The organism is Bradyrhizobium sp. JR4.1, from assembly GCF_040548605.1.
Classification (GTDB): Bacteria; Pseudomonadota; Alphaproteobacteria; order Rhizobiales; family Xanthobacteraceae; genus Bradyrhizobium; species Bradyrhizobium canariense.
Genome location: NZ_JBEPRY010000034.1, coordinates 46,255 through 68,191, shown reverse-complemented (window position 1 = coordinate 68,191; position 21,937 = coordinate 46,255). Strand labels below are relative to the sequence as shown.

Here is a 21,937-nt window from a genome sequence, read left to right as displayed (position 1 = left end):
GAAGACACTAGGCTGGAAAACGCCGGCGGAGGCGCTTGACGATCTTCTGTTATGAGTGAAAGTAACTGGTGTTGCGACGACCGTTTGAATCCGCCAAGTATCCGGCTATCGCTGTGGTGTTTCCGAGAGGACGAGCTTTTCCGATCGGCCGGAGGGGCCATTCCGCGCGCCGAAGAATGCGCTCCATTCGCGCGTCGGTGACGGTGACGATTTCGGTCAATTCAATCGAAAGTCCGAACTCAATCATGCCCGCAAACAGCTCGTAAGTGGCGGCAGCAAGTCCGCCACTTGCTTTCGGCGCGTCCGGCGGAAGATCGAGCGCAAATCGGCTGCTCTCCCAGACCTGACGGCTTCGTGGCGCCGGTTGCCCCTCGAGAAGAATGGGGAAGGTATCTCTCAGCATCGTTGAGCCGGTCGAGGGCAGAAGGCGGACGCAACCCTGAATGTGTCCCGCGGTCGAGCGGTTCAGGAGGTGTACCGGTCGAAGGACATCAACCTCGTCGATCTCCATGTCGCCACTGGTCTCGACGCTCCAGTCAAGGCGCTGTTTGAAAACGCGATAGCGCAGCCGGTGTATCTCGGCCAGCTCGTGAACGAACTCCCCGTAGTACTCGGGGGTGATAAGCTGAATCATACTGGCCTCCCTGCTTTGCTTGGAGAAATAAGCAAAGAGGACTAGGCAAGCGCACCTGTGCAGTTGCACAGGTGTTTATGGCGGCCGGAGTTTCTATTTTCGAGATTTTGATTCGGTTAGCAGCACGATGGCTTGACGAAGCGAGCTGACCCCGAGCTTCGCACGGGCGTTGTCCAGGTGAAATCCCGCCGTTCGCTCGGCGATGCCGAGAATGATCCCGATCTCTCCGGCAGATTTGCCGCGCGCGGACCATTCGAGACATTCGTACTCGCGAGGAGACAGCCCGCCGACCATGCGATCAATCGTCCAAAACCGCTTCGCGTGTGCATGGAAGAACCATGCGATGAGCCGCAGGCTGTGTGCGTGCTCGAGTAACGAGCGGTCGAAAACCGTTCGATGCTCGTCCGTCGCAAGGCTCAAAGCGGCGGTCGCGCCCCGGCCATCATGGATCGGGAATGTAAATCCGCAGCGAATTCCAAATTTGGCGGCCTCTTCGAACAACGTGCGTTCTGAATCCGACTGATTTTGCTGTTCGATTCCAAGTCCCCACCGGAACGGTTTAGGCTGGCGGATCGCCCGGCGTACCACTGGATCGACGGAGTCGTACCCACGCTGCAGATAAAGAGCGGTCCAGGAAGATGGATATGTCGAGATTAGGTTCGGGACGCCGCCGGGCCTACTGGGTAATGCAAGATATGCGAACCAAGACAAACTGAGCGCAGCAGTGACATCGGCCATGCTCTGCTGAGCTTCATCTGGGTGCGAGCTTTCGGTCAATCGCTCAGCAAACTTCTGAAAAACCCGATCCATCGTTGATGAACCCGCGGGCCTCCCTCATAAGCGCGACTCTCATTATCAGAATTGAGCATTGCTGCGAATGGGGGCAAAACAAGAAGTCGGCCCCTTCGAGCGTAGGTCAGTCTTGATGTCGGGTGACCTAGTTACTGATGTGATCAACCGAGATCCCGCAGTCATTATGTCTTAACATCACTGCGATTTGAGCCGAGCTGGGTCCGCTGTTCGAAATCCTGCAAGCGTGCCCAGAAGATTGCCGGATTGCTGCGCTCTTGGGCCTTCCGAGTTGCAGGTTTGTACCGCTCTTCCGATTACAAAGAGCCGCGCACGAAGGAGATTGCAAATGAAGGTCGGTGTTCCAAAGGAAATCAAGACGCACGAATACCGCGTGGGCCTGACGCCTGGGGCTGTCCGCGAATACGTGGCCGCTGGGCACAGCGTGTTGGTAGAGACCAACGCCGGTGGTGGGATCGGCGTCACCGACGACATTTATCGCAAGGCTGGAGCGACGATTGCGGCCTATGCTCACGAGGTGTTCGCCTCATGCGAAATGATCGTAAAAGTCAAGGAACCCCAACCCGCTGAATGGACACAGCTGCGGGAAAACCAGATCCTATTCACTTACCTGCATTTGGCTCCGGATCCTGAGCAGGCTAAGGGCATCATCAAGTCTGGTTGCACCGCCATTGCATATGAAACCGTGACTGACGCTCACGGTGGGCTTCCGCTGCTTGCCCCGATGAGCGAGGTTGCGGGAAGACTTGCGGTGGAAGCAGCAGGCGCGGCGCTGAAGCGATACGCTGGTGGACGGGGACTTCTGATCGGCGGCGTGCCCGGCGTTCAACCCGCACGCATCGTAGTAATCGGAGGAGGCGTTGTCGGCACCCACGCTGCACGGATGGCGGCAGGCCTGGGTGCCGAAGTCACGATCCTTGACCGTTCGATCCGCCGGCTTCGCGAGCTGGATGAACTGTTCGGAGGGCGAGTTCGTACCAAATTCTCGACGATAGACTCCGTCGAACAGGAGGTATTCGAGGCGGATGTCGTCATAGGCGCCGTTCTCGTTCCGGGCGCAAGTGCGCCAAAGCTTGTCAGCCGCGGGATGTTGAGCTCGATGCGCAAAGGCTCCGTGATCGTGGACGTAGCTATCGATCAGGGCGGCTGCTTCGAGACCTCGCGTCCGACGACGCACGCAGACCCAACTTACGAGGTGGACGGCGTTATCCACTATTGCGTGGCAAACATGCCGGGATCCGTCCCGCTGACCTCCAGTCACGCGCTGAACAACGCTACGCTCCCATTTGGCTTGGCTCTCGCCAACAAGGGGTTTGCGGCCGTGCTTGAAAACCCACACCTGCGCGCGGGTCTGAATGTCCATCGTGGCCGTCTCACCTATAGGGCCGTGGCCGAGAGCCTCGGCCTGCCCTTCACACCGATTGACCAAGCTGCGGCCTGATCCTAGAGGTCCTCACGGGGACGTTTCCTCCCTGACTGGGTGGGCCACTCCTTCGGAGTGGCCTTTTTTTAAGGGCGCCGCAAACAGCATGCACTCGCCATGGCTTGGACATCGGCGGTCCACAGAATATCCACGGCCCACCTCAGCAAAACTGCGGTCGGCCTCTCCCCTTGCAAGTTTCCCGCTGTTGACGCGTCCGGAAAAGCCTCCAGCCGACAACGGATGGGTAGATGCCGTCTCATCCGGCGCGTACTTACAGATAAGCGGTCGCCCTGATCTCTGGCTGGCAGCGGATACAGGCGATCGACAGTACGTAAAGATCTGCGCCGGCAGTACAGTGCGCTAGTTTGGCAGGCCGCACAATTGTTCGGAGCTCAACGGCTTCTCCGGCGAAATGCTTGGGACAGGGCTGTGCTGTCTGAGACGGCGCAGCCAGAAGAGTCAGCGCATCGGCTGGCCGGAGTTCGACTTCCTGACCGCACGCTAGCAGGCGGATATGAAGCCGCCCGCCCGGATCTGTTAGGGCAAACCCAAGTGGTGACCACGACCACATGGATTCCCCCCAACTTTGGGAGTTGCACTTCAAACTTTGGTATGCAGGGTTTGAAGGATGGCAGTTGTCATTCCGCATTCTGCCGTGACAAGTCCCGTCATGCGTCCGTCGTCGCGAGGAGCGCTAACAGGCTCTGAGCCGGCGGGGCGGGAGAAAAGGGAAAATCGGGAGAACATTAATGAATTTCACGATGTCGGCGAAACAAAATGAGTGGTTGACTCGCGTGAAGTTTTTCATGGCCAAGCACGTCCGGCCCGCCTTGCCCGTATATGAGCAGCAGCGCGCTGCGGGCGACCGCTGGGAACTTCCTCCAATCCTCGAAGACCTAAAGAAGAAGGCGCGCACCAACGGGTTGTGGAACATGTTTCTGGCACCGACTTCCCATGAGGACAATGAATTTCCCGGTGCGGCACTGAGCAATCTGGAATATGCGATGCTTGCGGAAGAGATGGGTCGCATCGGCTGGGCTTCGGAAGTGTTCAACTGCTCCGCTCCCGATACCGGCAACATGGAGGGCTTGATGCGGTACGGCACTAAGGAACAGAAACAGCAATGGCTGAAGCCCTTGATGAATGGTGAGATTCGCTCCGCCTGCGTTTCCGATTGTCTCGCCACGGATCGGGCCTTATCGGCGTTTTGAACCCTTTTGGTGCTGTCTGACTGCGTCTCATCTCTTCGTGGTGCATGCCGAGAGCAAGATAGATTAGCCCGACGCGAGCAAGCCGGCATGTTCTGCGTAGAAGGCCCTAGCTTTCTTGTCTTCGTACCCTGCGTATTTTGGCTTCGGGCAAGAGGGCGGCTCCCAAGTCTGGAAATAGAGAAATACACCCTCATGTCCTCTATCATAGAGGCTGGAAGCATATCTCATCAGGCCTAGTACGCGATTTCCGAGTGCCATTCCGAATGTTGGGTCAAGGGAAAGCGCTCGGCTCTATACGGCGACCGCGTCGACACAGGGGTACATCGTCGATGACAACGGTCGACCCATTGAGGCCCTTTCAGCGAAGCTGAGGCTTACAGGCGGCTCACAAGCTAGAACCTGACGATAACGAAGATGATGCAGCTCCGGAGATGGGCGGCCGGTAGCCGCATTAACGAGGTGCTCCCCGCGCAGCACGTGGTGCATAAATGAGAACTAGACCCAGCGATGGCCGTCCCTAGTGTCGAAGCACGGGGTAGCGGCGCGGAATTGCGCAAGTTCTAATGTATTTCATGCGAAAGCCGCCGCTCGATCCGGATGTCGCTGACATGGCGCCTGCCGATACGACAGTGCCGGTTGAACCACGTTCGCGTCGCAGTAGCTGCTTGCATTGTGTTTGTATAACTGCCGGAGATCGCGCCTGTATTGCTGGTCAAAGTGTTGCTACTCAGTGTTGAGCCATATTGGTTGGTCCAGAGCCCAGATAGGTTGCGCTTTGAGCGAAGTCACCAGTCCCACTCCGAAGCATCCACCGGGTCTTCCCAAGCCTCCTGCGGCATCGTCCACTCGGCCGAGTTCAGTAGCCGCGATTACGGGCGTCGTTCAAATTTATGAGAGCGCCAAATTGGACGTTGCTTTGGCCCGCTCCTTTCTTCATCGCGCAGAGCCAAGCTGCTAACAGCAACGCCGGCAGAAGCTCTCATCTTAAAGCGGCAGTGAGACCGATCTGCCAGGCGGACCAGCAAGAACCCAAGCAGAATTTCGTACGGCCGAGGTCCTTACAAGCAGCTTTGTCTGCACATGCAAGTAAGCCGAAACGGAGTCTCCTGCGGCCCGTGACGAACCTTAGTTTTTTGAAAGCGGCTTTGTTGCGATGGTGCGGATCCTTGCACGATCGCTCGGCCGCGTGGGCGAGATTTCACGCTGCTGGTGCATTCTTTCATCGTCGTCTCTGAAATCGCGCAGTTTTGGTGCGTGCGCGAGCATGCTTACGCGCGTTACAGTTACTGGAGGAGATAAGACAGGGGACCATTGGGAAGATGGATCCCCGCCTATGATCTTACGACGCTGCCGTGGGCGTTGTGCTGTAGCGGGGAAAACAGCCTGCCGAGAAGGTGCGGCTTGCAATGTGAGAGCGCGAACTCGCTGCATTGTCTTTGGGGCCGCGCGGTATTTTTGCGCGTCCCGCGCGCTCTGTTTTGATTCTTTGCGGACAATCGCCAGGAACCCAAAACAATCTGCGTTCCGTGAGGAAAATCTACTCCTCCGAACGGAGCAAAACGCAGGTCACAGCCCGGACGATCTGCATTCCCGTGACGCGCGCAGATCTCGCAAATCGAGGGATTGAGTCCGTTGTTTAGCTGCAATGGGAGTTGCAGCGTTTGAATTTTACGCGGCTTTCCTGCGCGGCGAGAAGAGCACCCAATAAACCAGCGGGCGAAAGACGACGCGCATTGGACAACTCGAAGTCGCGAGGAAGTGATTGCACGCTCGGTTAGGTAGATATATATATAGTATACTCTCTAAGATAGAGTCGGCTTGCCGAAGCGGGGCGTCCTGTCATATCGCGCTTCGCGAGCGCCGGCCGCGAACGAGTTCGATTCCTGTCGTGCGGATGAGGCGATGCCGGTCGCGTGAGGTGGCGACTCAATCGTTATTCGAGGATTTTCCAACGACGAGTTCGAAGAGGAGGCGAACGTTACTCAAGATCGAAAAGAAAGCTGATTTCGTTTCATGGCCTAGACATGGATTGCGTCTATGATTTGTACCGTTGACGAGGCTGCAAAATCGATCTGGTGGCGTTTTATGCGAGTGCCTTTCCGAGTGCCCTTCCATGGAGCGGCACTGGCTATGTCCGCACTGAGGGAGTCAGATCCTAAGATGATGGTGGTCTGTAACAAGATTCAGCCGGCTACTTGTGCGGCGTGGGTCACCCGCCCCTCAGACAATTCGCATGCGTGGCATCAAGACGGCTGTCGCGTTTATCGCCAGACGTGACCACCAAACACGGAGTTTGTTCAGACATCCACAGAGAAAGGCGCCGTCATGAGTGGCACAATGACCGTTGATAACGACATTCCGCGAGCAGACATCGTTAAGCACGCGGGCCGGCTTGGGACCGAGATCAAGAACATTACACTGTCAGACGATTTGTCTGACGAGGCCATCATGGCCATTAACCGGCTGCTCCTAGAGCATAAGGTCATCTTCTTCCGTAATCAGGGGCATCTCGATGAGGCCCAGCAACAGCGTGTTGTGCTCCGGCTGGGCTCGCTGATACGCAATCCCACAATGCTGGACACAAGGGGAGGCTTAACAATCCGGAAGACGCTCGCTGCTAGCGCGTGCGATCATGTCGATGAGTTGGACGGTGATGACGTCTCCAGTGCAGACGTCTTCAGTGCCGCCCACCCAGCAATTTCAGTGCTGCGAGGTGCAGCGACTCCACCTTTTGGCGGGGAGATCGCTTGGTCAAGCTCGGTGGCCGCTTATCTTGACCTTCCCGATCCGCTGCGGATGCTTGCCGATAACCTGTGGGCTGTGCGCTTCGCCGCATTCGATCACCCTGCGACGGACGGGGCCATTGAAGCCGACAGGAAGGCATTGGAGGACGTATCCACCGGCACGATCTACGAAGCGGCACATCCGATCGTTCGTGTTCATCCCGACACTGGCGAACGCATGCTCTCGCTCGGTCGTTCCGTGCAGAACTTTGTCGGCCTGCAGCGCTATCCCAGCCAAAGGCTGTTCAAACTTCTACAATCCTATCTCACCGCCCCGCAGAACACCCTGTGCTGGAATTTGAAATCGGGCGACGTCGCAATCTGGGACAATCGCGCAATTGAGACGTATCCCGTCAACAAGATCGGCAGTCCTCATTGGGCCATGGACCGGCTTGCGATCGACGCCGGCGTACCGCACATCAAAAGGCTGAAATCACGGGCCGCTGAGGCTGCCTAGCACTGTCCGCAGGTCCGGTTTTCGTAAGACGCTGGTGGTCCAACGCTAAGTCGCGGCCCTGCAATGTCAAGCGGAGCCGGGCCTTCTTATCCCGGCGCGACCGGCGAACCGGTGCGGGCAATCTGCCTCTTTTGGGCGCGCTGGTCGCATAGCTTGGGCATGCTGCGCGGTTCGCTGGAGCCTGTCGCGATCAAAGCGGATTTTATCCGCAATGACGGACTAGCTGGCACATTCTTCAGGAGTGGACGTGGTCAGGGTGCCCGATGAGATCCAGAGGGCGCGGCGGTTCTGCCCGGGTCTGCTGCAACAGTTCTTTGGGTTGGCCAAATGCCATCTCGATCGGCTTGAGATCGGGGCTGTAGGTCGGCAGGAAGAGGAGGCCCGCGTCTGCGATGAGGCAGGCCCTCTTCGCTCTTCTGACTCGACAGATTGTGAGGATCACCCTGTCGCTCTGGCGCGGTACGGCGAGAAAATTTGCTCGACATAGGCCAGGAAGTACTCGGCCTTGATCGGGCCATCGCCCACGAAAGATGCAATCAGCCCTTTGCAGGTGAGGCCCGCAACGAATGTGGTCGTCTACCAATGGCCGTTCGGCCATCGCGGATGGCGCGTGGGCTGACATGGTCCACGCGTAACGGCCACCAGCTACGCCGCAGTTCCAGCGAGCCAGTCCCCGTGCCGCTTCAGCGCGGAACGTCGATCCGCGCCGGTCGGCAAAGCTGCTGTGCGGCGAGTTTCCTCGAATCCCACACCCAATGATCGCGCTCGCTACCCCGGAAGGTCCGTTCCGCCTGAAAGACCGCCCTGAACCACGGCCTCGCTCACCCCAATCGGAAGAGCCGCCGATGCGCCGCCCCCGTCAGCCTGTTCCTCGAGGATGAATCACGGTTCGCCTGAGTTGGCTTATCCCTTGCATTCAAGTCGATCTCAACACGCTCTCTTGGCTGCGACTTAGGCGGGATCGCGCCGCTAGCCTCAGCGCCCCGACACCAGTGAGTATCAGTGCACCTTCCTCAACTCTCGAGCCCGATAGTCCTCACCACACTAGGTAGGTAACGATCCATTGTTGATGCTGTATAGATCGCATTGAATCAAACCGCGATGATAAGAGCACACGAGGTGCGGCAATGGAAACCACAGCTAATCCGCTGGATTGCAGAGCACACGAGTTGAAGTTCATTGAAGAAACTCGCGTCGTTAGCGAGAGTGAACTGCAAGTCAACAACTTCACGCCTTACCATGTCACAAAGTCTTATCGCGAACAGATCATCAACAGCGGTTACTACGATCAGCTGAAGTACATTGTCGAGCCCTCCGTCGAGGAGTTCGAGAGCCCAGGCACCTTGGACACGAGCGGCGAGCACGACAACACGGTCGTGCCGGGACTGCAGCACAAGTACGCCCAGACCGGTTTATTGCTGGTGACGGAACGCTGCGGCTCATATTGCCGTTACTGTTTTCGTAAGCGCATTGTGGGCAAGGTTTCGGATGAAATCGCACCGGATTTCGATCAGGCCGCGCAATATATTGCGCGCCATCCTGAGATGACGAACGTACTTCTTTCCGGAGGTGACCCGTTCGTGCTCAGCACCGCCAAACTGAACAAGATAGTTGACCACCTGCTGCCAATAAACCATTTGAATTCGATCAGATTTGGCACAAAAATGCTGGCCTATGAGCCAAGGCGATTTGAGGATTCCGCTCTACCGGCCTTATTCCAGCGTATCCACAAGGCGGGTAAAACCGCAATCATCGTCACGCATTTCGATCACGTAGGTGAGATCTCATGCGACGCGGAGCACAAAGTTCGCGCTTTGCGAGCACAAGGCGTGCAATTTCTTAATCAGTCCGTGCTTCTCGCCAAAGTCAACGATGATCCCGAGATATTGGCCGCGACCTTCGCCAAGTGCCACGAAATCGGAGTGCGACCTTACTACTTATTTCAAGCCAGGCCGGTGAAGGGTGCATCGCACTTCCAAGTCGCACTGCGGCGCGGAATAGAGATTGTACGCGGCATCAACCAACGTCTGAGCGGGATCGAAAAGACATTTAAATACATCATGTCCCATTACACAGGAAAAATAGAGATATTGGACTTAGGACAGGATGGCCGCGTGTATATGCGATACCACCAGAGCAAAGCTCCCGAGAAGATCGGGAAGATCTTTTCCCGACCGCACGTCGCGGCCGCGTGCTGGTTAGACGATCTGCCGGAACAATGAGGTCTACCGTAAACGCTCCAGCTTACGAATCGGAGCGAGTGCGGTACGCCCGCCGCCCAACGAAGCGTATTGAAGTTGAGCGGCCGCACGCCATGGTCTCAGCGTAGAAAGACTCAGATGCCGATCGACTATCCCGCTGCACTGAACTTAAGGACGTCTGGAGCTCGCTATTCCTGGACTGACAGGGAGGTAATGCTCTATGCGCTTGGAGTGGGCATGGGCTCAGATCCTTTGAACGAGGAGGAGCTACAATTTGTCAACGAAGCATTTGCAACTTCGAAGCCACTAAAGGTGATCCCGACGTTTGCTTCCGTCTGCGTTTGGGGCGCACGCCCCGGACTCATTGACCTCAATCGCGTTTTGGTTGTTGACGGCGAACGCGACATTACGTTTCACACGCCAATGCCTGTCGCAGCGAACGTGACGGCCGACGCCCGTGTGAGGGGAATTTATGATAAGGGTAAGGAGAAAGGTGCGATCATTCAGAACGAGGTGGTGGTCAGAGAGGGGGGCGGCGACAAGATCGTCACAATCGTTTCGTCGACCTTCGCGAGGGGTGACGGCGGCTTTGGCGGGCCATCGGAGGGGATGCCCGAGCCGCACCAAGTCCCCCTCCGAGCACCAGATAGATCACTCGATATCCCGACCCGACCTGACCAAGCCCTGATCTATCGTCTTTCTGGTGACCGAAACCCTTTGCACAGTGATCCGGAGTTCGCCTGTCGAGCCGGTTTTCCAAGACCCATTCTGCACGGAATGTGCACATATGGGCTGACCTGCAGAGCCGTCCTGCAGAGCTATGCCGACTACGATCCGACTGCTTTTCATCGTCATCGCGCCCGCTTTTCCGCGCCGGTGTTTCCGGGAGAAGTTGTTACCGTCAATCTTTGGAAGGACGGTAATTCGATCTCGTTCGAAGCTTGCGTACGAGAGCGTCGCGTTACCGTCGTCAAGAATGGGCAGACGGTGCTACACTGAGCAGGGTTCGGACCGTTCCTTGTACCTATTCGGCTGCCAGCTTGGCGCGCTCTTTTTAGCGGTTCTTGCCGACTTGCATGAAAGGTCCGCGGCAACGTCTCCATGGATGGGCCGCGCGGCGCTGTTCAACGAACCTGAGATGTGCGGAGCACTTCAAATCGCGGCCTTCAAGGGCGAGCCATTTCGGCTGATCGCGCGCGTGGACCTCAACGGGGAGGGCGGTGCGCCGTCTTGTCGCTCTCGAAGCCAGGTAAACGCGTGGGGCGACGCCCGAAGCGTGCTTTGAACTCTCTAGAGAAGTGGAGCAAGCTCGCAGATCAGCAAGAGTATACGATCTCCGAAATGCGCTCCTCACCTAGAGACAATCGATGAGCGGCGAAGGATAGACGATCTCCTTGAGCAGTCTGCCGAATGCTGTACCATTTGTCAGCACAGGGTTTCTGGACCGTGCGCATGGAGCAGTTAAATTTCTCAGCAGCATTTCGCGGGCCGAAGCCCCCCTTGTCCAGGTTACAGCAGATAAACTGAACGATTTGAACTATTCGGCTTTCGGCCGCTGGGGTGGCAAGTTCGCCATAAGACGTCGATTGACTGCTGCATGAGGCTTGCAAGCATTAGAATGGCGCACTTGGGATAACCCTCGGGCGGATTTTGCGTGTGGGACTTGCGCGTTACATGCGCAACGGCGGCTGCCGCAAAAAACGTTTGTGGAATGTTAGCATTCCGCAGAAGCGATGCATGCGCCCGTGACCTGCTTCGCGTCCCAACTATCCAAGAAATCAATAATGAAGAAGGCAGTTGCACTGCTCATCGCGATTTCGTATCGCCGCCAGTTGTTGAGAGCAGGGGTCTCGCCCGGGAGATGATGCCTTGAGGCCCGTTGGCGACACGCAAGCAACAGGCTTCAACGACCAACGCGCGTTTTCGGATAGCCTGACATGACAGAGGCATCGCTGTGGACGCCACAGCAGAGACGGTTCGTCTTGACACGATAGATGTCGGCGATCTTGCGATGCGCGATTGTGCAATCCAGGCCGATCGACTTGATATCGCCTCTTGCTTGTCATGGGAGGCGCGGCGTTCCTGTAACGGTGACAACATCAATTCTTCCACTGCACATTGAAGACTGGAGCGAACCGACGCATCTGAATGCCAAGAACAAAGACTGTGCTGTCGCTCTTATCAGCATCGAGCGAACAATGCCATCTGCTCTGTTACGCGCCAACTATGGTCGGATTGCTCATCATGCCCTAGCAATCGGTGTGCCGTAGTAGACGCGCGACATCTAGTGGAAGAGCGGCCATATACGATCCATGCTGCAAGGCCTGCGCACCTTCAGTTTGAATCGTTCAGCCGAAGAAACGGTCTTATTCAGCGTACCCGCTAAGCCTTGCGCCGGTGAAGGACCTCCTTCAGCCGCAGCCGGTACGACTGGGGTTCTAGGAAGCAGCTCAAATAAGGTGTCGTGTCGCATCTACGCCAATCGTATCCCAGATGTTTGGTTCACGACGTGTCCGGAGCCAAACGCTGACAGTGCGACCAGTGTCGACCCCAGATGAAGCTCCTGATTGTGCATCTTTGCTAGACTCAGCTGATGTGCGGGGCGGCATGCCGATTGCTTTAGGCTCGACAAGGCGCTGAGCCTATCGAAAGATAGGGCGGCGCGAATTGTCGCACGTATGGAGTGCTGTTAGCGGAGAGCAGTTCGAACACCGGACCCCAAAACGCAGCGTTTCGTTCCGAGGATGCTTCATCTGTCGACCCCTCAAGACGCTGGGGCTCATGATCGTACCGCTCCAGCGATGACACTGAACAAGCTAAGAGCTCTTAAATGCAAAAAAGTGGGATCGACCTTGCAGCCATTCTCGACCTTGACTCGATCGGGGTCGACCAATTTCGCGGCAACAGTCCGAACGCCAGCGAGCAACGGGTATTCGGCGGCCTAGTCATCGGACAAGCGATGTTGGCAGCATGTCGCACAGTCAAAGCCCGGCTGCCACATTCGCTGCATTGCTACTTCATCCACACCGGCGATCCTCAGGTACCCTTGATCTATAGGGTCGAGCGCCTGCGCGACGGTAAAAGTTATTCAACCCGGCGCGTCACGGCGATGCAGCGCGGTAGCGCAATCGTTTCGATCATGGTCTCCTTTCATAAGGGTGAGGAAGGCGCGTTCGAACATCAGGATAAAATGCCGGAGGTGCCAGGGCCTGAGCATTTCGCAGCCGAAGAGTTGTCGAAGAAACCACTATATCCGGATCCACCCGAAATTGTCCGCCGTTATTATGAACCCGATCGTCCGGTCGAGCTTCGTCCCGTCGAGATCGGCCGGTATGTTGGCCAAAAGATCGAGGACGGAAGACTCCATATGTGGATGAAGGCCGCGACAAAGCTGCCCGACGATCCGGCGTTGCACATATGCGCACTGGCCTATGCCTCGGATTTGTCGCTGCTGGATGCCGTGATGGCTCGCTATGGGCGTACGCTGTTCGATGGACGCATCTTGTCCGGAAGTCTTGACCACGCAATGTGGTTTCATCGTCCTTTCCGTGCCGATGATTGGCTGCTCTATGCCAAGGAATCGCCGAGCGCGCAGAGCGGTCGTGGCCTCGCCCGTGGGCTGATCTTTAGGCGCGACGGCACGCTTGTGGCTTCGGTCGCCCAGGAGGGCTCGGTGCGCGAGCGACGCTGAGCTTACGCAGCGCAGTGAAATTGTGCCTTGGGCGAGCGAGCGGCAAGCAGCCCGTCTATGCTGCTTGCTCGCGTGCCTTGCCGAGAAACAAAGGAGTGGATCAACGACCATTTGATCCCTGGCAAATCACATCGCCTCGATTGCGGGCGACTGTCAGTACGGTGTTCCCGGCGCTCAGGGCCTTTCATTCTGCGATGAAGTCTGCGGTGTCAGGACCTTACTCCATTCATAACCATATTCGGTCGTGCCGTTGGTCAATCCACTTTCGGCAGGCCAATGCCTGACCATGCGTCTGCGCATTGCACCATCGTACGGAGGCCCGGTTGAACCCGCAGTGTTCATCGCGCCAACTCAGGCCACGCACTGGTCCGGTTGAGGTGCTTCGCAATGATTTCGGTTTGAATACGCAGTCAAGCAACACCGACTGTTCGCTACCTTGTGCAGTAGTTGATCCGGGTGCTTGGCTGGGACATGATCCTCGCGGGGCTGGCTGTTGCCCGAATGCTTAGCCCGTCAACTCTGAAACTACCAAACCCGGCAGTTGCTACGTCCGTCACGGAGCGCTTCAGTGTTTATTACAGGGGGCTGGGGCCGGGCACGAATCAGACCGGGCTCTATTCGATGGCTGAGTTTTTGACAAGAACGCGTGCTCGAGAGAGGAAAGGCGCAGGCGCGGTATCGCCGAAGGTGGAGAGTTCTATGCTCACAACGACAGGTTCGAAGATCCCTTGCGCAGGGCTTCCATTCCCAAAATCGGAGTACGATTGCCGGCAGCAGAAGGTGCTTGAAGCGGTAGCGCGTGCAGAACTTGATGCAATTGTGGTTACCGCTATCGGCCACCTCAGATACCTTACCGGCTATCATGGGTTTGGTGGGTACTTCGCTCCGTTCCCGTTGATTCTAGCACCGGGGTGTGCGCCGGTTTTCGTTGCAAGAGAGTACGATGCCGAGGCTGTCTGTGCCGAAGGATGCGTCGATGAGGTCGTTTGCTATAGGCACCCTGGCGATGTTGCTAAGACCTGTGCCGAGGTTCTTCGCCAGCACCGGCTGCAGGATCGGAGAGTGGGTCTCGAACTCGGATGTTGGAATCTTGCACCGGCCGATGTGAGTGCAGTGCAAGGACTGTGTCCAGGCATGAAAGTATCCGACGCGTCCCATTTAGTTGCGTCAGTCGCTGCAGTCAAAAGCCCGCTTGAGCTCGACGTGATGCGTCAAGCAATGACGATAACCGATCTCGCCGTGCGCGTGTTTCGGAACTCGGTTCGCGAAGGCGTGAGCGAAACGGAAACGTACGCAGCCATAGTTGGAGAAGCCAGCAAAGTTGGCGGCGAAATATGGCGATCCGTTACCCTCGTGTTCGGTGATCGGACGAAGATGCCGCACGGTGTCCCGACCCCACACGCACTCCGAAACAATGAACCCGCCATGATTGAGATCGGCGGCGTGAAGCACGGCTATGCCGCAGGGCTGGTCCGCAGCGCGGTGCTTGGTCGGCATCGTGAGGCCGAATCGTTGCACGCTCTTTCGGTTGAAGCGCTCGAATCCGCCATTGCCGCGATTAAGCCTGGGGTAAGCGCGAAGATCGTGGACGCCGCCGCGCGCAAGGTGATTGAGCAATCTGGACGCCCGGGCGCCTTTCGCCATCGTACCGGGTACCAAAGTGGCATCCACTGGACAGAACGAGGGAACCTCAGCCTGGAGCCTGCCGCAGAGGAGATTTTACAGGCGGGAATGACCTTTCATCTTCCCATTATTCTGTTTGGGGAAAGCGGTCATCTGTTTGGCTGCAGCGAGCACGTGGTCGTCACAGACTCTGGGGCGGAAGTGCTCAGCCGTACAGGTCACAACCTATTTCATGCTGTGGGCTCCACATGAATGGCATTGAGGCGTTTCAACATTTGCTGGCGGAGGCAACTGCTTGGCGCCACCATCTTCATGAGAATCCCGAGCTGGAATATCGGCTTTACAACACTGCTAGATTTGTAGCCGAGAAGCTCGCTTCTTTCGGCGTTGATCATATCGAAACGGGGATAGCTGAAACTGGTATCGTCGCCTTGATTGACGGCAATTGTGGAAACGGGCCGACGATCGCACTGCGCGCGGATATGGACGCGCTTCCGATACTTGAACATTCCGAGAAGCTCTGGTCCTCGAAAGTGCCGGGCAAGATGCACGCCTGTGGGCATGATGGTCACACGGCCATGCTATTAGGCGCCGCGAAATACCTCGCCACGACTCGGCGGTTCAAGGGATCGGTCGCCTTGATCTTCCAGCCCGCTGAAGAGAGTGGAGTGGGCGGTCAAAGGATGGTCCAGGCAGGAATCATGGATCGTTTCTCAATAGCGAAGGTGTTCGGCCTGCACAATGTGCCAGGAATCGAAGTCGGCAACTTCGGCATCTGCCCAGGTCCGATCATGGCCGCTCTCGACGAGTTCGACCTCATCGTGAAGGGGAGGGGCGGTCATGCCGCCAAGCCTCATGAGGCCGTCGATCCGGTAGTCATCGCCGCACAGATCATCGTCGGCCTGCAAACCTTGGTTTCTCGGAACACAAACCCGATGGAGGCGCTCGTGATATCCGTCACCAAACTCAACGCGGCTCAGGCCTACAACGTCATTCCGGATCAGGTCGAGCTGGCCGGTAGTATTCGAACTCTTGTGCCCGGGCTGCGCGACTTCGCACAAGGGCGGATATTTGCGGCTGCGCGAGGCATAGCGCGCGGATTTGGCGCAGACGTCGAATTTGAGTACTGCAGGTCCGCGCCGGTCACGATCAATCATCCGGAAGAAACTAATCTGGCGGTCAAAGCAGCACGCAATCTGGTTGGACCGGCTTGCGTCGATGAGAAGATAAGCCCGCGGATGGGCTCGGAAGATTTCGCTTACATGCTTGAAGCAAGGCCGGGCGCAATCATCTTTCTTGGCAACGGATCGACAGCTGGTTTGCACCACCCGGCATATGACTTCAACGACGACGCCCTGCCTTATGGCATCGGCTATTGGGTGAAGGTCGTCGAGACGGTGCTGGCTCCGTGAAACTTCGACCGTCCGGCGCTGTCGCTTGGAGTCTTAAAAGAGATCAACGACCTTAGGCTCTCTCCAGATCTTGAACCCGCTGGGTGTGTGCGGTGCAGCGCTCGATCGGTCTGCATCGCAGCTGCCTGCCGACTGCTCGAGCAAGCAGGTCCTGAGCGTGCTTGCGCCACGCCTTCTCTATCGCGAGAGGCGATGGCGGGCATCCGCGGATCGCGTTTCGACCTCGAATAAAAGAGAGGGACTGGTCGCCTCGCATTTGACTGGAGGCCGGAAAAGGCTGCTTGCCCTCTCGAAGTCGCCGCGAGCCGGGACATATCGCTCGCCGATCAGATACGGTTGGAGGCTGATGGGCGGCGCTCGCTATACACCGGCAGAACGAGTGCATTCAGGTACGGAAATTCGACAGGGAACGTACCACGGGGAAATAGCGCGCTGTTTGTAATAGCTCATGGAATTTTTTGCAGACGTCATCCGGAGTCGGTCGACCGCGCGATCATGCCCTTGATGACGCTTCGATCTTTCGTCCGGCAACCTTTTCCGCGAAACACATAGTCGGTCTCCCCCAGAGAACGCGGCGCCGGCGATGCGGACGCCATTGTCGGTCGAATCATTTACAAAGCAGACCGCATCGAGCTCAGAGGCGACAGCCTGCACAAAATGAACGCCGAGCTTGCTATCTGCACTCCGTCTACCCCACGAGTCCATGCGACCGTATCACGACTGCGACGAGCCGGGTGGGTGTCGCGCTGCGGTCGAATCGATTGGTCCGATCGCCAAGTCAGCACAGGGTCATTTTGACACACAGTCACTCAATTCGCTATCGCGTTGCTGTTACTCGGGTGAAAGTCCCAGGGACGAAGAAGGCGCAGGCTCCAAGCGGCTGCGCCAATCACGTATGGGTCTTTCAACCATGAGTTGTTGCGCGTCGTGCATCACGGTCGACTAAGGAGAAGAACGGGCTTTCAAGGTGTCACATTAATATCGATAAGCAATCTCACGCGGGAACGGGAGGGCCCAAAGAAGCGCGGCCAGTGCTCGCGGCGATGCGTGTTGGCTTCTCAGCGGCACTTACCGGATGCCGACCGAACTTAGTCGATTATGCTGAATGCTGAACTTCGATGGCGGTATGAAACGGCAGAGCGTTAGATTCGACAGCATCTAGCCCTCCTTTTTGGAAGCGATCTTTAGTTAGCTCGCTGAACAGGAAGATGGGAGCGGGTGTTACCAGCAGACCGGTGGATTGGAATGAAACGTGACATAACACAATTCCCTCGGGCTCTACGTTTCTCCTAGACCTTCAAAATCTATTATGTCGCGTAATCGGGGCTGATGCGGTCGAGGCGGCGCTTGAGAGCCGTCCAGGGCCGAAGGTTCCTATTGTACCCCTCTCGTTGGAACTGCTCCGCCGTATGAGCGGCCACTCTGTCCGACGGCAGGACGATTTTGTGTCCACCTTGCATAGCAGCGATCTGGACCCGGCACGATTGCTCCAAAAGGTACATGTTGAGGAAGGCTTCTGACACGGTACGGCCAACTGTAAGCAAGCCGTGGTGTTTTAGGATCATGACGTCTTTGTCCCCGAGATCGCGCACGAGACGCTCGCGCTCGTTGAGATCGAGCGCAACGCCTTCGTAATTGTGATAAGAAATGCCACCGTAGAAGCACATCGATTTTTGGTTTAATGGCAGCAGTCCCTGTTCTTGAGCCGCAACGGCCATTCCTGCCAAGGTGTGCGTGTGAATTACGCAATGAGCATCCTGACGAGCCATGTGTACGGCGGAATGAATTGTGAAGCCTGCGTTGTTTACTTTAGCCTCGTCCTCTTTCTGAAGCGCATGCCCCTCCGGGTCGACGACGACGAGACTGGAGGCTGTGATTTCGTCAAACATCATGCCGTAGGGGTTGAGCAGGAAACGATGCGCGTCCCCAGGTAGGCGCGCTGACAGGTGCGTGGAGATAAGGTCGTCCATGCCAAAGTGAGCGATCAAACGATAAGCCGCAGCCAAATCGCAGCGGATGTCCCATTCATCCGAGGCATCGCTAAACATGGTCTCTCCTCCTCAAACCTAGCAAGGGAATCTCGAACTATAATAGCGACGGCGAAAAAAGGTTTTCACCGGTGAATGCCAATCCCTCGTGGATATTCCGCTCGTGGCGAATGATTTCGCAGCTTTCGCGCGCTCTCATGGACATCTTTCCGGTCCTCTAGGCGGGGCCCCTTTGCTGCGCTTGCTTGAGGCGCAAGATAGTTGCCCAAAGCCTGGAGGCGTTTCACGCCTCACAGCCGCCAGCACTGTAGGTCGCAGACCGTGAACTCTTGAGAAGCGAGATACCAGGCATTGTGTCTCGCAGCTGATTGCGTCACCTAGATGCTGTCATGACCGAGCTCGGCGAATGCCCCGCTCGAGCCGCGCAACCGAATCTCAGCCATTAAAGTTTGTGCGGAGGCTGCTCGGGACGCTATAAGCGTCTTCGTCCGCACATTCTCCATTCCTGCAGGTGCCGGAGGATCACAGCTGTATGCGTGCGTCTGTGCAGCACATCAGCCGACTTGTTTGTGCTGGCGGCGCTACCGGCGCCCCCGATAAAGCGTGCCTTGAGCGCGAATTTCGTCCGCGAATTCTTCAAGACGACGGTGGACGGCTGACGTCTAATACGTTGGTGGAGCCACGCAAGCGGAGGCTTTCACGAGTTAAAGCGCGTGGGGCGAAGCGCTACGTGCTACGAGCAATATCAACTCGTCGATGCCATTGTCAGTCGGCAGAGGTCTGTGATGCTGTAAACTGGGAGCTTCGTGATGCGGCGGATCGCCGGAGCAACAATCGGAAACGCCGCGCATTCGAACAAAATTATGGCGATCTCCGGATGGGCTGAGCGGAGACGCGCGATGCACGCGGCAACATCTGCCTCGATCGCGGGGACGTCGAGCGGCGGTGCCGGGCGCTTGAGCTCGTCATGCCAAAACTTGCCCCCTTCGATGCCGCCGATCACGACCCTGGCCCGCTCCGCCCGATCATCGATCCCGAGCAGATCTTCGCTGCAACAGGTCGAATCATAGGTCAGGACGGCGATCTTGGCGCGCTCCGGCAATTGACGAAGCAATGTGGGTAACAACAGCAGGCTTGACATCACGACCGGCACTGTGACCGAAGCCGCCACCGCCGCTTGATGCCGAACAGAAAAGCCGCAGGTCGAACTTATCGCGACCGCCCCTCGTTCGACCAGGCGCTGGGCGGCGGCTATGAAGGCGGGCTCAAGCGCCGCATCGCCGCGTACGACGTTCTCAACCCAAGCTCCCGCGACCGTTTCTGAGATGGTTTGAAAATCGAACGTCGCCGGATTCAGCATTGAGCCGGACGCCGGGGCAGGCGGTATAGCACCGGGGGGGAGCCCGCGCTCGAGATGCAGGATACCGAGGGAGCGGGGCGTTAGGTACGAGGTCATATAGCAACCATAGCCTGGTTTTAGGTGGAATTATCCGCAATTCCGGCTGGTGGTCGCGGAAATTCTGCTTTCCATTAGGCAGAAGAGTGGGGTTTTGCTAATTCAGTCTACCAAAGGAAGAGGGCGACAATCCTGGCCTGACGGGCGCAAGCGCTGGACCTAAAGGCGCAAGGCTCATTCTTCGATCCTATCGGCCGAAAGATTTGACAGATCATTTTCGAATGAGCGCATAACTGCTCGCTCTCGATGAAAGGGATCTATGGGCACGCCTTGACAGCGATGAGTGTTCGTCGAGTCGAGCTCAAACCAAGCACATTTCATGGAAATGAAGCAGAATTTCGGCGGCAAATGGCCGCACATCGGCGATCCTCGGCTCGGAGGAATCGTATCATCAAAAATTAAGCAAAAGCGGAACCCACCGGCCGCTCAGTCACCGTGGATTGGTTGCCTTATACGAAGCTCCCGTTTCGGTTGTCTAGAGCAATCCTGGGCGGTTTTGAGGACTCGCGCTGAAGGGATGAAACGAATGTTGCGCGCTGCTGGGCCTGAAGTGACAGGCAATCTTGCGTCCACGCGACAAAGTGCTGTCGTGTTCCTTGATGGTGTTGATCAGGAAAGCGACATTGCAAGCCGGAGAAACTGTGCTGCAAAATGGACAAGTATCGGAGACGCTCATTGCCTCTTCGCCAATCTTAGCGTCCAAAGAGGTACTCTTGACGAAGCTGCCCTTGCCTGGCTTTGCGCGCTTACCGCATTTGAAGTTGCCAGGCGACTATCCGATGACGACGATCCGCAAAGGGTGGACGTTGTGGCCAAGCTGGAGGCCTGCGTCGAGGCTTTCGGATCCTTAGATCAGAGGCTGGAGCGTGTCGAAATCAAACTCTATGATCAGGGCGAGTTGTCTGCCTACTACGTGCCCGCCAGTACTTCCAGTTCGTGCGTCCCCGCAATTGTGTGCATCAGCCGGGAAGAAGAAACGGCAGGGATCCTGCTTGGTAGACTCTTGCCTCTTATAACTGGTCGAAACATGGCGGTTCTCGTCGTCTCATACGATGACGTCTCAAGTCATTGGCTTGGACTGTCAGAAATATTGCTTTCTTGTTGCTTGGATCATTTGTCGACCCTGCCGGAGATTGATGCGTCTCGAATGGCAATCTACGGAGATGGCCTTTCAGCCGCGCTCGCGACCAATTTTGCTGCGACTGACCGGCGCGTGTCTGCGGCGATTTGCGACGGGGGGCTTTGGAGCTGGACCCGGACTCGGTCATCTATTGAGTGGATGAGTAGGACTGCTGAAACTCCGGATGATGGGCTGTCCTCGACGCAACGATCGCGTTTGGCGAGGAAGTTAAGATGCCCCATTCTCGTCGTTGCTGGCGAGTGCAGTATTGTCAACGCCTCTGAAGCGATCAAATTAGAGGCTGATTGCGCCTCGGCGAGCATTGACCTGGAATTGTTAATACCACGGACCCCAGAGGGGGCATTCGAGAACTTCATGGCATGCGATGAGGCTGCCTTCGAATGGCTCGAACGCAAGTTCGAGCGCGCTCCAGCTTCATAGCAGCCCGAGGCTTAATTTCTGAGATGCCAGTCTGCTGTTCTTGGCGATCGCGTTTAGTCGCTTATTCAGATACGCAAGCGACTCCTCATCCAAGCCATTTAGAATCGTCGAATTGACGGCTTGTCTCTTGTCCGACAGCTTAGCAATTTCCGTCCGCACCTTTGGGGTCAACGAGATCTGCAAGAATCTCGCATCATCAGGCGAGGTTGCGCGGATTAGAAATTCCAGCTGTTCAAGTTTCTTCGTCTGAGTCGTGATAAACGCGGGGTGAAACCCCAATTTATTGGCGACTGCAATGCCGGAGACACCGCTGCCATGGTCGAGTTCATCGACCGCCATCAGCATCAGCCATTGAGATTCGCTTATACCGATTAATCCCGCCCAACTCTTATCGATCTCTTCCAGTTGAGCGCGAATCTCGACGATGTTCCAGATCAGGTCCCTTACAGCCCTGTCAAATTGCTCTTGTGTGGCCATCTTCATTCTTTTTTGCCAGTTTTGATTGTCCGCGGCGGCGAACGTGAGCGGAGTCCGCTGCATCCTATCCAACCTCGGGAAGACTGAAATAGCCCAGACAGAGCATGCCCACCATCAAATTTATCAATTGACTAATACAATTGACTGGTGATATCAAGGTCGCGGTCACTAAGACTCATAAGCAGCTTTGCTCATTGAAATCTCCAAGAA

General features: G+C 56.7%; 14 protein-coding genes and 1 pseudogene. 9 read left to right on the top strand and 6 right to left on the bottom strand.

Annotation, left to right across the window (positions count from 1 at the left end; all coding sequences use genetic code 11):
- Positions 1-49: 49 nt before the first annotated feature.
- Both ABIB90_RS37610 and ABIB90_RS37605 read right to left on the bottom strand, forming a co-directional pair.
- Entirely contained in the window at positions 50-634 is a 585-nt protein-coding gene (locus ABIB90_RS37610) for an acyl-homoserine-lactone synthase (RefSeq protein WP_354202526.1), read from the bottom strand.
- A gap of 93 nt (positions 635-727) precedes the next feature.
- On the bottom strand, positions 728-1,444 hold the full coding sequence (locus ABIB90_RS37605) for a LuxR family transcriptional regulator (protein ID WP_354202525.1): 717 nt from the start codon (positions 1,442-1,444) through the stop codon (positions 728-730).
- Between the two features lie 328 nt (positions 1,445-1,772).
- Here ABIB90_RS37605 and ald point away from each other — a divergent pair, with 328 nt between their 5' ends.
- On the top strand, positions 1,773-2,885 hold the full coding sequence (gene ald / locus ABIB90_RS37600; protein ID WP_279668474.1) for an alanine dehydrogenase: 1,113 nt from the start codon (positions 1,773-1,775) through the stop codon (positions 2,883-2,885).
- A 731-nt stretch (positions 2,886-3,616) separates the two neighbouring features.
- Positions 3,617-4,030: pseudogene (locus ABIB90_RS37595) on the top strand (acyl-CoA dehydrogenase family protein); the annotation flags it as partial.
- Positions 4,031-4,638: 608 nt separating this feature from the next.
- On the opposite strand, the gene ABIB90_RS37590 reads toward ABIB90_RS37595, so the two are convergent.
- On the bottom strand, positions 4,639-4,809 hold the full coding sequence (locus ABIB90_RS37590; RefSeq protein WP_354101960.1) for a hypothetical protein: 171 nt from the start codon (positions 4,807-4,809) through the stop codon (positions 4,639-4,641).
- Between the two features lie 1,606 nt (positions 4,810-6,415).
- Between ABIB90_RS37590 and ABIB90_RS37585 the strand changes: the two genes are divergently transcribed.
- The 6 genes from ABIB90_RS37585 to ABIB90_RS37560 all read left to right on the top strand — a co-directional run bounded on the left by ABIB90_RS37585 (position 6,416) and on the right by ABIB90_RS37560 (position 16,245).
- Positions 6,416-7,318: a TauD/TfdA dioxygenase family protein gene (locus tag ABIB90_RS37585; protein ID WP_354202524.1), complete on the top strand. Its 903-nt coding sequence runs from the start codon at positions 6,416-6,418 to the stop codon at positions 7,316-7,318.
- A gap of 1,127 nt (positions 7,319-8,445) precedes the next feature.
- The gene (locus ABIB90_RS37580) at positions 8,446-9,540 is read left to right on the top strand and encodes a KamA family radical SAM protein (RefSeq protein ID WP_354202523.1); all 1,095 of its coding nucleotides are present in this window, start codon (positions 8,446-8,448) and stop codon (positions 9,538-9,540) included.
- A 117-nt stretch (positions 9,541-9,657) separates the two neighbouring features.
- Positions 9,658-10,518 carry a MaoC/PaaZ C-terminal domain-containing protein gene (locus ABIB90_RS37575; RefSeq protein WP_354202522.1) on the top strand — a complete coding sequence of 287 codons (861 nt, stop codon included), beginning with the start codon at positions 9,658-9,660 and terminating at the stop codon, positions 10,516-10,518.
- 1,831 nt (positions 10,519-12,349) lie between these two features.
- Positions 12,350-13,210 carry an acyl-CoA thioesterase gene (locus tag ABIB90_RS37570; RefSeq protein ID WP_354202521.1) on the top strand — a complete coding sequence of 287 codons (861 nt, stop codon included), beginning with the start codon at positions 12,350-12,352 and terminating at the stop codon, positions 13,208-13,210.
- A 471-nt stretch (positions 13,211-13,681) separates the two neighbouring features.
- Entirely contained in the window at positions 13,682-15,085 is a 1,404-nt protein-coding gene (locus ABIB90_RS37565) for a M24 family metallopeptidase (protein ID WP_354202527.1), read from the top strand.
- Complete coding sequence (locus ABIB90_RS37560) at positions 15,082-16,245, top strand: M20 aminoacylase family protein (RefSeq protein WP_354202520.1); 1,164 nt, start codon at positions 15,082-15,084, stop codon at positions 16,243-16,245. The genes ABIB90_RS37565 and ABIB90_RS37560 overlap by 4 nt, the downstream gene beginning before the upstream one ends.
- A gap of 1,307 nt (positions 16,246-17,552) precedes the next feature.
- Here ABIB90_RS37560 and ABIB90_RS37555 read toward each other — a convergent pair.
- Both ABIB90_RS37555 and ABIB90_RS37550 read right to left on the bottom strand, forming a co-directional pair.
- A complete protein-coding gene (locus tag ABIB90_RS37555) occupies positions 17,553-18,293 on the bottom strand; it encodes a class II aldolase/adducin family protein (RefSeq protein ID WP_279668194.1) in 741 nt (246 codons plus the stop codon).
- A 685-nt stretch (positions 18,294-18,978) separates the two neighbouring features.
- Positions 18,979-19,593 (bottom strand): aspartate/glutamate racemase family protein, encoded by a 615-nt coding sequence (locus tag ABIB90_RS37550; protein WP_354101941.1) that lies wholly within the window; start codon positions 19,591-19,593, stop codon positions 18,979-18,981.
- Between the two features lie 415 nt (positions 19,594-20,008).
- Between ABIB90_RS37550 and ABIB90_RS37545 the strand changes: the two genes are divergently transcribed.
- Positions 20,009-21,250: an alpha/beta hydrolase family protein gene (locus ABIB90_RS37545; RefSeq protein WP_354202519.1), complete on the top strand. Its 1,242-nt coding sequence runs from the start codon at positions 20,009-20,011 to the stop codon at positions 21,248-21,250.
- On the opposite strand, the gene ABIB90_RS37540 is transcribed toward ABIB90_RS37545, so the two are convergent.
- The gene (locus ABIB90_RS37540) at positions 21,245-21,790 is read right to left on the bottom strand and encodes a MarR family winged helix-turn-helix transcriptional regulator (protein WP_279668191.1); all 546 of its coding nucleotides are present in this window, start codon (positions 21,788-21,790) and stop codon (positions 21,245-21,247) included. The genes ABIB90_RS37545 and ABIB90_RS37540 overlap by 6 nt on opposite strands.
- Positions 21,791-21,937: the final 147 nt, after the last annotated feature.

Bases quoted from the DNA above. Each gene is read 5' to 3' on its own strand.
- ABIB90_RS37575 (WP_354202522.1), top strand. From the start codon at position 9,658: ATGCCGATCGACTATCCCGCTGCACTGAACTTAAGGACGTCTGGAGCT.
- ABIB90_RS37545 (WP_354202519.1), top strand. From the start codon at position 20,009: ATGGAAATGAAGCAGAATTTCGGCGGCAAATGGCCGCACATCGGCGAT.
- ABIB90_RS37560 (WP_354202520.1), top strand. From the start codon at position 15,082: ATGAATGGCATTGAGGCGTTTCAACATTTGCTGGCGGAGGCAACTGCT.
- ABIB90_RS37565 (WP_354202527.1), top strand. From the start codon at position 13,682: ATGATCCTCGCGGGGCTGGCTGTTGCCCGAATGCTTAGCCCGTCAACT.
- ald (WP_279668474.1), top strand. From the start codon at position 1,773: ATGAAGGTCGGTGTTCCAAAGGAAATCAAGACGCACGAATACCGCGTG.
- ABIB90_RS37605 (WP_354202525.1), bottom strand. From the start codon at position 1,444: ATGGATCGGGTTTTTCAGAAGTTTGCTGAGCGATTGACCGAAAGCTCG.
- ABIB90_RS37580 (WP_354202523.1), top strand. From the start codon at position 8,446: ATGGAAACCACAGCTAATCCGCTGGATTGCAGAGCACACGAGTTGAAG.
- ABIB90_RS37555 (WP_279668194.1), bottom strand. From the start codon at position 18,293: ATGTTTAGCGATGCCTCGGATGAATGGGACATCCGCTGCGATTTGGCT.
- ABIB90_RS37585 (WP_354202524.1), top strand. From the start codon at position 6,416: ATGACCGTTGATAACGACATTCCGCGAGCAGACATCGTTAAGCACGCG.
- ABIB90_RS37570 (WP_354202521.1), top strand. From the start codon at position 12,350: ATGCAAAAAAGTGGGATCGACCTTGCAGCCATTCTCGACCTTGACTCG.
- ABIB90_RS37550 (WP_354101941.1), bottom strand. From the start codon at position 19,593: ATGCTGAATCCGGCGACGTTCGATTTTCAAACCATCTCAGAAACGGTC.
- ABIB90_RS37610 (WP_354202526.1), bottom strand. From the start codon at position 634: ATGATTCAGCTTATCACCCCCGAGTACTACGGGGAGTTCGTTCACGAG.
- ABIB90_RS37540 (WP_279668191.1), bottom strand. From the start codon at position 21,790: ATGCAGCGGACTCCGCTCACGTTCGCCGCCGCGGACAATCAAAACTGG.